The organism is Microbulbifer discodermiae (assembly GCF_040742695.1).
Lineage (GTDB): Bacteria > Pseudomonadota > Gammaproteobacteria > Pseudomonadales > Cellvibrionaceae > Microbulbifer.
Map to the genome: position 1 here is coordinate 24,991 of NZ_JBFLAB010000045.1, position 10,965 is coordinate 35,955.

Genomic DNA, 10,965 nt, shown 5'->3' on the forward strand with positions numbered 1-10,965 from the left:
ATTAGTACCTGTTGCTAGGAGTGTTTGTCATTGGTTCATCTAACCTGGATTCTGCGGCCGTTATAATCGCATTTCTTTCAGCTTCTTCTGCTCTCCGTTGAATCAATATTTGCTGCTCATTCATTTGCAGTTGCCGAACATACATAAGCTGTTGGGCGGTAAACGCCTGGAGCTGGCTGCCGGCCTGCTGGGCAGCCATTTGTCCTTCCGCCCCTGATACATCACCTTGCAGCCTTGACAGCTGCTGAGCATCTTCTGTGAGAAGTTCGGCCTGCCGATCAAGCACAGCGGCGCTACTTTTTGTGGTAGCCATGGCATTGTTGTTCCAGCGCTGAACCGTCTGTTCGCGATTATATTGAGCTGTATTCGATTCGTAATACGCCTGATCACGGTATGCCTCGTAGGACCCTTCCATATCTCCAGAGGCATAAACTAGGGCATTTGTGCGCATGGCCGCTTGTTCCAGCTTGGATAGTTGAGCATTCATATCGGCCCAGTCGTAGTTTCCAAGCCGCTGCATGTTCTGTATTTGGCGTTCCGCTTCAGCGATCTGGTTGCGGATCATTTCTACTTCGTTGTAGATTTGCTGTGCCTGCTGAGTGGTCTGGGAAAGTGATTCCGCATAGTCCAGCACCATCTGTAAGTTGCCAACGATATCTACGGTTGGAATGCCACTAGCGCGCACGGACAACGGAATTGCTAACATGATGGCAAAAATATAATGTTTCAATCGCATAAGGCTGTCTCCCTTTCTTTATCAAGTTTTCAGTTTATCCGGCGTTCAATCAGCCACTGCTGAAGCGAAATGACACCGTACTAAGTTTTAATCTAACGTATGCGTGCAATGTCCTTTTTGCCACTGACACCTACAAATAACAGTGCAACCTCACCTAGAAAATACAATTTCTTTAGCTATTTCGTCAGATAAGCTACAGCCGGAGCAAATCCTTTTTCAGCAGCTTGAGCGATCAACGCTTCGCCTTCTTCCACATTTCCTTTTTTGATCGTCATACGGCCCTGTAGGTATATGGCCCAGGGCTGGCCCTTTGTTACATATTCTTGAATTCTGTAGTTTTCCTCCTTGAAAAAATTTTTAACGAGCCACTGAGCGGCTTCTTCCTGTCCTAGATTTGCTAACTCCATCATAGTGGGCTTTAGCTCATCCAGTTCGGCTTGCCGTTCATAAGCGGCTAATTCTTCCAGCATATAATTGAAAAGATGGAGGGCGCCCAAAACTATTAGAATTAACAGCAAGATACCCCCTTTTTTGAAAACTTTTATCTGCCGGTCACCATCCTCTTTATGTAGGTTGATGGTCATGATCGGTTGGCGAACAGAGTTTGACATTATTAGATCCTCTATTTATCCATCGACTTTTCAAGTAATAAATATAATCTTATTAATATCTTCTTGAGGTGGTACCCTTAATCGGCGTATCCAGGTTCCTTTCCGCCGCAGCATTAGGCTGCTTCCGTTTCTTTCTCAAGTTTCCAGTTTATCCGGCGTTCAATCAGCCATTGCTGAGGCCAATTGGCACCGTACTCGGTTTTAAGCTCACGTATGCGTGCAATGTCCTTTTTGCCGCTGGCACCTACAAAGGACAGCGCAACCTCACCTAGCGCTAGTTCGATAAGCCGGCGACCTGTCGGTTGTACGAAGTAATACTGACGCTTACGTGTTGCCGATGCGATGATCTGGATTTCCTTGCTGTTCAACCCCATTGCCCGATAAATTTCCCTGCCGTCCTCGGTCATTGCCTCGGGGTTGGGTAAGTAAACTTTGGTGGGACAGGAATCGCGCAACACCGGCAGCAGACCGCTTTCCTGTGCATCCTCAATGCTTTGTGTGCTAAAGACTATGAGGCAGTTGGCTTTCCGCAGTACCTTGAGCCATTCGCGAATTTTTTCCTTGAATAGCGGGTGTTTTAGCATCAGCCAGGCTTCATCGAGAAACAGGAAGGCGGGTTGGCCTTTCAGCATCTTCTCGACACGCCAGAACAAATACATCAGGACCGGCAAGCCGTAGGTATCGCTCAGTTCCATCAGGGCCTCGATTTCGAAGACGGTGAAGCGGTGGAAGCTCAAACCGTCCTCTTCCGCATCGAGTAAATGCCCCATAGCGCCGCGAATTGTGTACTGTTCCAGAGCATCGCGCACAGCGTGATCCTGGACGGTACTTGCATAGTCCGATAGAGTTTTACTGCCGGTATCCACGCAGGTTTTGGTGGCATTGTAGATTTCTGTCCGCATTTGCGGTGTTAGCTCCACCCCCTGGAGCTTGACGACTTCCTCAATCCAGCCAGCAAACCAGGCGATATCTGCCTTGCTCTCAACATGAGAAAGTGGCGCGAAAGCCAGGGCGCTGTTCTCTCCGGCCACATCGAAATGCTGCCCGCCAGCGGCCTCGCTCAGTGCGTACATGGACAAACCTTTATCGAACGCCATCACTGTGGCGTCTGGATACCGGAATGCTTGCGCTTCCAGTATGCCGAGAAAAGTACTTTTGCCTGAGCCAGGCGGCCCCAGTACCAGGGTATGGCCCAGATCATCGACATGCAGGTTTAAGCGGAAAGGTGTGGCGCCGTGAGTGGCACAGTGCATCAATGGCGGCGACTCGGGAGGGTAGAATGGGCAAGGACAATTCTTTTCTCCCGCCCAGATGGCGGAGGTCGGCAGCAGGTGTGCGAGGTTCAGGGTGTTCAGCATCGGCCGCACCACGTTTTCCCGGCTATGGCCGGGCAGAGAACCTAGATAGGCTTCGACCGCATTGATTGTTTCAATGCGGACATTGAAACCCAGGCGCTCGATACGAGCTTGTATTTCCTCCGCCTCTTCTTTTAATAGACCCTGGTCCTTGCCGTAGAGCAGTAGCACACTGGTCATATAGCCATAGCAGACCGCGCCCGCATCCACATCGTTCATTGCCTGTTGTGCCTGCGCCTCCATGCGCACGGCCTCCTGATTGATCTTACCTGACGGGTTGCGGGTTACCTGGTCCCACAAGCCGCGCTTCTTCTGTTCCCACTTCTTTTTAAACTTGTTGAGAGCGGATTTTGCTTTCTCCGGATCTTCAAAGATAAACCTGGTGGACCAGCGGTATTGCCCGTGGATTTGGTCCATCACCGACAACATGGCGGGGAAAGATTCTGGCGGAAACCCCTCGATAGCAATAGGGGAAATATACTGCCCATCTATATTTGGCGTTATACCTGTATAGAAGTCGCGGGAACCCAGGATGGAATCCAAGTACATGGGGATAGGTGGAAGGTTGATCGGGTGGCGCTTGCCACAGATACAGAAGTTGATATAGGCCAACAGCTCGTCGTAAATATGCTCACAACCGTACTCATCGATGTAAGGGCGGCTACGCATCCGGTTCAGGGTTAATACAGAACCTAAATCGCGCTCTAATTTGGCCACCTGCTCCTGGAAGCTTTCCAGGAGCTGCATACCCCGTTCTTCATCCGTCACCTTGTTGGAGGCGCCGCCCTCATACATTACATCCACCAACTTTGACTGAAGGCGATAAGGCGGCTGAAAAGTCACAATCAGGGCATACTCGGATAGGTACGCATTGCCCGCAGCGGAAAAGTATCGCTGCCGTTCCTCTTCTATGGCTTGAGTTACCGGGTCCGGAAAGTGCGAGCGCCGCAGCAAGTCATACTTGGGTGCTGGCATTCGCGCCGCGTCGCAATGAATCATCCAGCCGGAGCCCAAGCTGGCACCGGCGCGATTAATCTGCGCCGCCTGCCAGTTGAGTTCCGATCCTGTGACGGAAAAGGTGTCTTCTCCCCGATAGAAGAAGCCGGCCATAAAAGAGCCATCTTTCAGGCTGACTACACCGTCGCTCACGACGGCGGCATAGTTCAACAGGTCGGCAAATCCGGGTTCCCTACCCTGGTAGGCCCTCACATTCAGCATGATTATCCCTCTCGAAACGGGCGCGAGTGCGCCCGGTAGACCGCTTTGTACTTCACGCTCCGGAAATACTTCTGTCGCATACGTGGGTCGGCTTTTGCCGCTTGGCGAAGGCCCCAGAGCGAACCTATGATCACCAGCGCAGCCGTTATCGCGGCCACAGGCTGCACCGTCGCACCGATGACCATGATGGAGCCGAATACCAGAATGACACCGAGCACCATTTCGCGGTCGCCGCCCATAAATAAGTTTGGGCGCGCGAGTGCCTGGTAAATCGGTGTGCTGCTGGGCTGTGAGTCATTGGCCATTTGGTAACAATCCCAGGCTTTCCGGGCTGCCGATCACGGCGCTGGAAGTACCAAATAAAATAGTAATCGCACTGGCGGCGCCAATGATCAAGGAGATTACTAACACAAGCATTACTACCCGGCGGATAAATTCCGTCATTTCACCGCCAGCGAAGACGAGGGACAGGCCAGCAGCCGCAATACCCAGGATTGCCCCGACAAGCGCCACAGGACCGGTCAGTGAGCGCTGAATTAGTTGCAGCGGACTTTCCCAAGGGAGCCCCGTACTGGTCGATGCCAGGACTTCATTGGGGAAAAGAGAAACGGCTAGCAGGCCAGCGAAAAGAACAAGTAAAGTGGTTGAGTTAAAATTCATCATCCGATCCTTTTTAATAGTAATTGAAAGAAAATAACCAATAGTGAATAGATAATACCAGGCACATAGAGATAGAAAAACTTAAGACAAGAGTCGTCGCTCCACGTACTAGTTTGGGCATTTTACTGCCGAAAAAAACTAGGGATATGACGGATATGGCCAAGCCTGATACCGATAAAACAAGGCTTCTAAATCCAGTTAGATGCCCATAAATCTGTTCCAGAGGGGTTTCCCAGTATGCGATTGCATTGCTGGGTATTATGGCGATTATCAGAAGGCCAGAGAACAATACAAGTAAAGTAGTTGATTTAAAACACATAGTTTAATATTTTTAGCAGATAGTTGAGAAAACAAACTCCCCACGCGACTTATCAAACCTCTCCACTTTGATAAGGTCGCGAATAAATCGACCAGACTTCGAACCGGGGGATTTTTGGATAAATAGGCACAGATCAATAGACCGGCCTATCAAAGACCGAAAATCACCAGGACATTTCTCCTGAATCATTTCAGAAACACGTTCCAGCGCCTCTTCTGAGCTGTTGGCATGAAGTGTGCAAATACCACCGGGGTGCCCTGTATTCCAGGCTTTAAGCAGGTCCAGGGCGACACCGTCGCGCACCTCGCCAAACATGACTCGATCTGGACGAAAACGCAAAGCGAGCTTTAATGCTCCATACGACGATAAATATTCACTGGTAGTAATTTGTACAGTATTTTCCTGTTCGCAGATAATTTCCTGTGTATCTTCCACCAAAAATAATCTATCGTCTGGGCATAATTCATTGACACGTGCCAATACGCCATTTGTTAATGTAGTTTTACCGGAACCCGTACCGCCGGCAACTAAAATATTCCATTTTTCTTTAATGGCCCGATCAATAACCCCTTTTTGATCAGCGGTCATAGTCCCGGATTTCACGTATTCATCCAGGGTGAAAACCCGCGTTGGTTTTTTGCGAATCGCGAAGGCACTGTAGGGAGTGCCTGTATTAGAGTTGTGGACACCGGCGAAGCGGTGTCCGCCTATCGGGAGAACCCCCTCAACCACGGGGTTCTCCCGATTACAGGCGGACTCGATGGAAGCGGCAATAGTGCCGAGGATGGAGCGAATATGAGAGGCCGGAAGTTCGCCGGCGATATTCGGGGAAGATCCAAATTTTTCAATCCAGAGCTTGCCATCTGGATTGACCATAATTTCTAAAACATTATCGCACTCCAGTGCCTCACAAATCACTGGTCCAAGCTCGCGCTTTAGTTTCGCCTGTAGCCGAAGATCCGACTCAGAGTTTTCCATCCCACACGTTGCTCCATGCAATCCCTAGAGGTTAAATATATCAGACTCCAGGGGTGGGACAAGCGCCACTTTTTTAAAAGAATTTTTATTCTGTGTTGTTTATCACAGTTTTGTCGTCTTATTCATTATTTCGCAAATAGTAACCAAGGACTGCTTTAAGAACCGCAGCTACGGTAACTTTCTGTTTGGGATTCTCTGGCAGATCGGATACCACGCGCTGGAATAGCGGTGATGGTAGGAAAAATAAAAACAACGGCAATTTCAATGTTGTGGCGATGGCGGTCGCTGAATCGAGGCTGCTATTTTGTGGATTTTTTTTACGGGTTATTTCAAAGATAAAGGCGCGAGATAGACCGCATTGCCTAGCGAGTTCCGCTTTTTCCATCTCTCTACGTTTTAGTTCAAAGGCTAAATTCTGTGCAAATGTATCTTTATCCACGTAATAACTGATTGCCCAGCAACCACTCCACAGCTTCCCTTGTTAAGCGTGGATTATGACCGATGGGCTTCAGGTTTGGCCACTTGCCTGCGCATTCCCCTTCCTAGTCCATTGACTACAAGGGATTGACAAGCTGCTAACGAGAGTCCATCCTCCCCGTGCGCTGACTCTCTCAGCGTCGGGATTGGAACCCCGGAAATCAGTGGAGCCTAGCTCGCTCCTGCGAGTTTTTTTGTGCCCGAGTTTTATGGCGGGTGATGCGGGGCCGCTTCGGCGGGCCGTTCCACTGTACGGTAGTTCCAACCCCGTATTCGCCCGTCCCCATGGATTGGAACCTATGGGGCGGGGGCGGTAGATCGCGAAAAACAGTGGAGACGCACATGGATACAAAACTTCCTCCCGATATCGCCTGCCTGAGTTTTCTGGGCTGTGCCGACGAGCTAGACCGGCTCCTACAACAAATCAAGGCGATTGCCATCACTCTTACCTATGCGGCCAATGAAGTTAGCTGCGATACCGTTGAAGGTAGCTGTTGGGCGATCAGCGATTTAACTTCGCGTTGCGAGCAGATAAAACAGCGCGCTTGGCAACTAATGCCAAGAACGGAGTAGGGTTTGTCTCGCCCTGAACGGCGGGGCTTACCGTGCTCCGGGTCAAAGTAGGGCCAATGCAACCAGTACCGATAGCCCTGCAATGACACCAACCACTGCCGCGCAAACTGAAACAGTTCGATCAAAGCGTATGCTGGCGGCAGTCGCAGCTATGCGAGACTCCGCCTGAGCGAGGCTTTCCTCCACTTGTTTTGCAACGGCAGTGGCAACTCTATCCGACATATCGCTAATTGAGTGCTCCGAGGCTCGAAGCGCCGCGCCTACCAGCTTGTTGGCAGTGTCCTTTGTCTCCTGCGCCTGGCGCAGGTAGATTTCCTCCAAACCGTTGCGCAACGTCTCAAAGGCGGCCATGTTTGCTTCCTGAACCTTGCGCAGGGCCACCCTGTTTAGGGTAACGGTCACCAGCACCGGATCATCCTTGGTTAGCAGTAAGCCGTGGCGCCTGGCGACTTCGTTACAGATTTCCTCCAGGACCTCTTCATCGGAAAGGGGTTCAGCAGCCTCAACCATTTTTTTTCCTTATGTTTGGTAAATGGCCGGTACTTACTGGCCACGCAACGCTTAACCCAAGGCCACTGCCATACCTTGAAACATTTTGTTTTTAATCGTTTTAATACGTTGTTTTTCCATGATTTGGAATTGGTCGCTCTGTATTGCCTCATCAAAAGTCATTTGCGCCTTTAGCATCCGGGAAAGATCTTCACCAAAAGTATTTTCTTGCAGACGCGGCACGGTGATCACAGCAGTTATCACATCCTTGTTGCGATCAAAAACTTTCATGTCTGTAAAAGTTTTTCCTTGCTCTTCAATTTTCCCCCAAAATTCATTGATCCAAACAATAAATTTTGCATCCTGTTCGCGAAATTTTTCTGCGAGCATGGAAAAACCAGTCAGTGTATCTTTTTGCGCTTGGCCGGCAGTTACTACAGTATGAAGAACAACTTTAATTCCAGAATCTCTAAGCAGCGAAATGACGTCATTACTTTTTAGGTAGTTAACCAATGGGACGAATGAGCTTGCACCGTTGTCAATTACAATGTCCTGGGCTTCGCTCTCAAAAATCTTTTCCATCATCCCGTCGAAATTGCGCGGGTTAATTTCGTTGGTCGTGTCATCCAGCAGATCGACGCGATAGGTGTTGAAAGCCTTGTACCCTGCCAACGTCGCGTTTACTGGATCGGTGTCGATAGGCAGGACTTCATTCCCCTTGCTCAATTGGTACTGGGTAACGAAACCGCTAATAACGGACTTGCCCACACCACCCTTACCTTGGACGACGATGTGTACGGTTTTTTTCACTTCGGACATATTGCTTTCTCCAGCAGTTTTATCTTCGGATAAGTTGCTACCACCCACGGCTGCGCTCAACTTGGAGTCATTGCCATTGGCGGACGTTTGTACTTTGGCGTACATCACCGCCTCCCTGTATCGAGTTGCATAAGAACAGAACAATCGATAGGAGCCGCTGAATAAATTTTGATCACAAAGCGATCCCCATACCTGCTTGAGGGAATGGCCTGTCTCAAGGTCGGCCATAATGGCCGCTTTTTGATCAAGAAATTCTCGCAGGTGTCGCCCGCGCGGATTAATAGAGTTCATCGTCATCAAGCGCCATTCCTTTTTTGCCGGGTCGCATTGGTTTTTCCTCTTGGAAAGTGCCAACCATGATTGGACCGTCTCCCTGCTTCTTCTCCGGCGCCGCCTTAGGGGGCGGAGCCTCTGTGAATTTCGGCTCAGTGCCTTTTCTCGCCGTGGTTGTGTCTGGTGCCGTGATGGCAGCTTGTTCAACCCCTGGTTCGAGAGGTTCAACCGTGGAGGGGGCCACGGTTGAGGTTTGGCCCGACAAAGGCCCATTCCCATTCTTGTAGGGGCGATACCCGATGATCGAGTTCACGTACTTGCGGAAAGTCGAGTAATCGAGGTCTACCAGCTCGGCATCCTTACAGTACTGCCACACCATCTTGATCGGCCAACCCAGGCTGATCTTCTCTGCGATTTCAGAGCGATGGCGGGTGAAGTCGCCCTTGCCCTTTCCTCTCATTCTGTTTCCCCTAAAGGTGCCTTCAGGCTGTTCAGAGCAGCCAGTAAAGTGATCGAGTATTTTTTAATCCCTTTTACCACTTTTTAAGCCCTTTTGTTCCCGTGTAAGATTTTTTAAGCATCTTTATGCCCTTATGATCCCTTGTCAAGCACTTTATGCGCCCCTTTATGCCCTTTTGCACCCTTTAATCTTTTTTTGGCGTTCAAATCTTTGAATATTTGCCCCTTTGGGGCAAATCGTAGAAAAATAACGTAATATCAATTGGGCAGGATGTGTGAAACGCACTACCGCCGACAAGTCGACGATAGCGTTTCACTGGTCTTATTCGCCTGCGGCTCAACGAATATCCTGCTCTGCGAGGCCGATAAAAGCGCCCTACCGGGCACCCAAATCGGAAAATGATTACGCCAAATTGGGGGGACTAATGGGCAGTGAAAAGCGCCGACGAGAGAAGGTAATCCAGGTCCGTTGTACGGAAGATGAAAAGCAGCAATTGAAGGCGAATGCCTTGGCAGTGAGCAAACCAGCCGGTCGTTATCTTCGTGAACTCGGCCTGGGCTTCCGGCCGAAATCAACCTTAGACGCACAAACGATTCTTCAGCTGGTAAAGGTTGCCGGCGACCAGGGCCGACTCGGTGGCTTGCTGAAATGGTGGTTGTCGATGAACTATGGGGACACCCCAAAAGTAAAGGGCCAGATCGAGCGGTTACTAAAGAGGCTGGAAGAAACCCAGGATCAGATCGAGGAGATAGTCCAACGTCTCTAGGTTCTATTTTAGAACCCTATGTTTTATAATAGGACTGCAAAGCAATCAGTTGAGGGCCTAACAATGGCACAGACTATTAAGCTCAGCGACGACGAGCTGCTTAACGCAGCCAAAGACCAGAAGGACCACTACTCCCGCTCCCTCAATGGTCAGATCGAGCATTGGGCACGGATCGGCCGGTTTGTGGAGGAGTCTGGGATCTTCGACCTGCACAAGGTGAACTTGGCGTTCCAGGGCAAGATCCCGGTAGAGGATCTGACTGGAGAGGAAGAGCACGCCCACGCGCGGATGTTATGGAACCACCTGGAGAATCTGGGCGGCCACGACGAACGCATAGCCCGCCGGCTGGAGAAGGCAGGTGCGCCGGCGTATGAGCTGGACGACCAAGGCAAGGTGCAGAAAGTGAAAACAGGCCGGAGGCGCTGATGGCGGACAAGCGCCCTTCCCCCATTCTGCACTTGCTGGCCGGGATCAACGGCGCGGGCAAGACGACGCTCTATTACGACCGAATCAAGCCACATGCCAGAGTCCCGTTTATCAATGCCGATGAGATTCAGCAGAAGCTGTGGCCCAATGAAAACAACCCACAGCGCTCTTATGAGGCAGCGCAGATTGCCGAGAAGCAGCGGGAGGAGCACATTAGGGCCGGCAAATCGTTCGCGGCCGAGACGGTTTTTTCCCACCCTTCTAAGTTGGAATTAATCCGCGACGCCCAGCAGGCCGGTTTTTCTGTGGCTCTGTATCACGTTCATGTGGCAACGCCGGAACTGGCAAAAAGTCGAGTTGAAAGTCGCATCGCAGAAGGCGGCCACAATGTGCCTGAAGAGAAAATATTTTCCCGATTTCCTCGAACCCTCGCGCACCTACAAGATGCGGTGCAAATGGCGGATCGCACTCTGGTCTTCGATAATTCTAAATTGATGAACCCACACCGACACCTAATGACATTGGAGCGTGGCCGCGTGGTCAAGCTCGATGAAAATTTGCCGGAGTGGGCGCACCAGCAGTATGGCCGCGAGATAAAAATTTATCAGATCATGCACCAGACTAAAGGCGTAGATCTTTCCGAAAGTGTGCAGCCTGGAAGGCTGTTTGGGAAAGAAAAAAAACGTGAGAGTAACGAGTTGCAACAGGAAAATAATCAGACGCAAGAAAGCGATAGAGGGAAAAAACCGAGAAAGCGTTAAAGTAATTTTTTAGTGATCATATTGCGCGACAAACCCCGTACTTT

The 10,965-nt window shown here is 50.3% G+C and carries 14 protein-coding genes; 4 read left to right on the top strand and 10 right to left on the bottom strand.

Translation table 11 applies throughout. From position 1 onward, the window contains the following. Position 1 precedes the first annotated feature (1 nt). From AB1S50_RS14690 to AB1S50_RS14720, 7 genes are all read right to left on the bottom strand, one after another. Positions 2–736: a hypothetical protein gene (locus tag AB1S50_RS14690; protein WP_367151649.1), complete on the bottom strand. Its 735-nt coding sequence runs from the start codon at positions 734–736 to the stop codon at positions 2–4. Positions 737–912: 176 nt separating this feature from the next. Next, a complete protein-coding gene (locus AB1S50_RS14695; protein ID WP_367151651.1) occupies positions 913–1,347 on the bottom strand; it encodes a hypothetical protein in 435 nt (144 codons plus the stop codon). Between the two features lie 113 nt (positions 1,348–1,460). Further along, on the bottom strand, positions 1,461–3,920 hold the full coding sequence (locus AB1S50_RS14700) for a VirB4 family type IV secretion/conjugal transfer ATPase (RefSeq protein ID WP_367151652.1): 2,460 nt from the start codon (positions 3,918–3,920) through the stop codon (positions 1,461–1,463). 2 nt (positions 3,921–3,922) lie between these two features. Beyond that, complete coding sequence (gene trbD / locus AB1S50_RS14705) at positions 3,923–4,225, bottom strand: conjugal transfer protein TrbD (RefSeq protein WP_367151654.1); 303 nt, start codon at positions 4,223–4,225, stop codon at positions 3,923–3,925. After that, entirely contained in the window at positions 4,215–4,583 is a 369-nt protein-coding gene (locus tag AB1S50_RS14710) for a TrbC/VirB2 family protein (protein ID WP_367151655.1), read from the bottom strand. Before AB1S50_RS14710 ends, trbD begins: the two co-directional genes overlap by 11 nt. 328 nt (positions 4,584–4,911) lie before the next feature. Next, positions 4,912–5,877 carry a P-type conjugative transfer ATPase TrbB gene (gene trbB / locus AB1S50_RS14715; RefSeq protein ID WP_367151656.1) on the bottom strand — a complete coding sequence of 322 codons (966 nt, stop codon included), beginning with the start codon at positions 5,875–5,877 and terminating at the stop codon, positions 4,912–4,914. A 118-nt stretch (positions 5,878–5,995) separates the two neighbouring features. Then, positions 5,996–6,316: a hypothetical protein gene (locus tag AB1S50_RS14720; protein ID WP_367151657.1), complete on the bottom strand. Its 321-nt coding sequence runs from the start codon at positions 6,314–6,316 to the stop codon at positions 5,996–5,998. Between the two features lie 380 nt (positions 6,317–6,696). Here AB1S50_RS14720 and AB1S50_RS14725 point away from each other — a divergent pair, with 380 nt between their 5' ends. After that, positions 6,697–6,927, top strand: a complete 231-nt coding sequence (locus AB1S50_RS14725; protein ID WP_367151658.1) for a hypothetical protein — start codon at positions 6,697–6,699, stop codon at positions 6,925–6,927. A gap of 42 nt (positions 6,928–6,969) precedes the next feature. On the opposite strand, the gene AB1S50_RS14730 is transcribed toward AB1S50_RS14725, so the two are convergent. From AB1S50_RS14730 to AB1S50_RS14740, 3 genes are read right to left on the bottom strand one after another with little or no spacing between them, the layout of a single operon-like run. Further along, positions 6,970–7,437 carry a hypothetical protein gene (locus tag AB1S50_RS14730; protein ID WP_367151659.1) on the bottom strand — a complete coding sequence of 156 codons (468 nt, stop codon included), beginning with the start codon at positions 7,435–7,437 and terminating at the stop codon, positions 6,970–6,972. Between the two features lie 51 nt (positions 7,438–7,488). Continuing rightward, positions 7,489–8,532: a TraK family protein gene (locus tag AB1S50_RS14735; protein WP_367151661.1), complete on the bottom strand. Its 1,044-nt coding sequence runs from the start codon at positions 8,530–8,532 to the stop codon at positions 7,489–7,491. Beyond that, complete coding sequence (locus AB1S50_RS14740) at positions 8,513–8,968, bottom strand: TraK family protein (RefSeq protein ID WP_367151662.1); 456 nt, start codon at positions 8,966–8,968, stop codon at positions 8,513–8,515. The genes AB1S50_RS14735 and AB1S50_RS14740 overlap by 20 nt, the downstream gene beginning before the upstream one ends. A gap of 424 nt (positions 8,969–9,392) precedes the next feature. On the opposite strand from AB1S50_RS14740, the gene AB1S50_RS14745 reads away from it, so the two are divergent. The 3 genes from AB1S50_RS14745 (at position 9,393) to AB1S50_RS14755 (ending at position 10,921) form a co-directional block, all read left to right on the top strand. Beyond that, positions 9,393–9,734 (top strand): plasmid mobilization protein, encoded by a 342-nt coding sequence (locus tag AB1S50_RS14745; protein ID WP_367151663.1) that lies wholly within the window; start codon positions 9,393–9,395, stop codon positions 9,732–9,734. A 63-nt stretch (positions 9,735–9,797) separates the two neighbouring features. Beyond that, positions 9,798–10,160, top strand: coding sequence for a TA system antitoxin ParD family protein (locus AB1S50_RS14750; protein ID WP_367151664.1), 363 nt, complete (start codon positions 9,798–9,800; stop codon positions 10,158–10,160). Further along, positions 10,160–10,921, top strand: coding sequence for a zeta toxin family protein (locus tag AB1S50_RS14755; RefSeq protein ID WP_367151665.1), 762 nt, complete (start codon positions 10,160–10,162; stop codon positions 10,919–10,921). Before AB1S50_RS14750 ends, AB1S50_RS14755 begins: the two co-directional genes overlap by 1 nt. The last annotated feature ends 44 nt before the right edge of the window (positions 10,922–10,965 follow it).

Bases quoted from the DNA above. Each gene is read 5' to 3' on its own strand.
- AB1S50_RS14690 (WP_367151649.1), bottom strand. From the start codon at position 736: ATGCGATTGAAACATTATATTTTTGCCATCATGTTAGCAATTCCGTTG.
- AB1S50_RS14695 (WP_367151651.1), bottom strand. From the start codon at position 1,347: ATGTCAAACTCTGTTCGCCAACCGATCATGACCATCAACCTACATAAA.
- AB1S50_RS14700 (WP_367151652.1), bottom strand. From the start codon at position 3,920: ATGCTGAATGTGAGGGCCTACCAGGGTAGGGAACCCGGATTTGCCGAC.
- trbD (WP_367151654.1), bottom strand. From the start codon at position 4,225: ATGGCCAATGACTCACAGCCCAGCAGCACACCGATTTACCAGGCACTC.
- AB1S50_RS14710 (WP_367151655.1), bottom strand. From the start codon at position 4,583: ATGATGAATTTTAACTCAACCACTTTACTTGTTCTTTTCGCTGGCCTG.
- trbB (WP_367151656.1), bottom strand. From the start codon at position 5,877: ATGGAAAACTCTGAGTCGGATCTTCGGCTACAGGCGAAACTAAAGCGC.
- AB1S50_RS14725 (WP_367151658.1), top strand. From the start codon at position 6,697: ATGGATACAAAACTTCCTCCCGATATCGCCTGCCTGAGTTTTCTGGGC.
- AB1S50_RS14730 (WP_367151659.1), bottom strand. From the start codon at position 7,437: ATGGTTGAGGCTGCTGAACCCCTTTCCGATGAAGAGGTCCTGGAGGAA.
- AB1S50_RS14735 (WP_367151661.1), bottom strand. From the start codon at position 8,532: ATGACGATGAACTCTATTAATCCGCGCGGGCGACACCTGCGAGAATTT.
- AB1S50_RS14740 (WP_367151662.1), bottom strand. From the start codon at position 8,968: ATGAGAGGAAAGGGCAAGGGCGACTTCACCCGCCATCGCTCTGAAATC.
- AB1S50_RS14745 (WP_367151663.1), top strand. From the start codon at position 9,393: ATGGGCAGTGAAAAGCGCCGACGAGAGAAGGTAATCCAGGTCCGTTGT.
- AB1S50_RS14750 (WP_367151664.1), top strand. From the start codon at position 9,798: ATGGCACAGACTATTAAGCTCAGCGACGACGAGCTGCTTAACGCAGCC.
- AB1S50_RS14755 (WP_367151665.1), top strand. From the start codon at position 10,160: ATGGCGGACAAGCGCCCTTCCCCCATTCTGCACTTGCTGGCCGGGATC.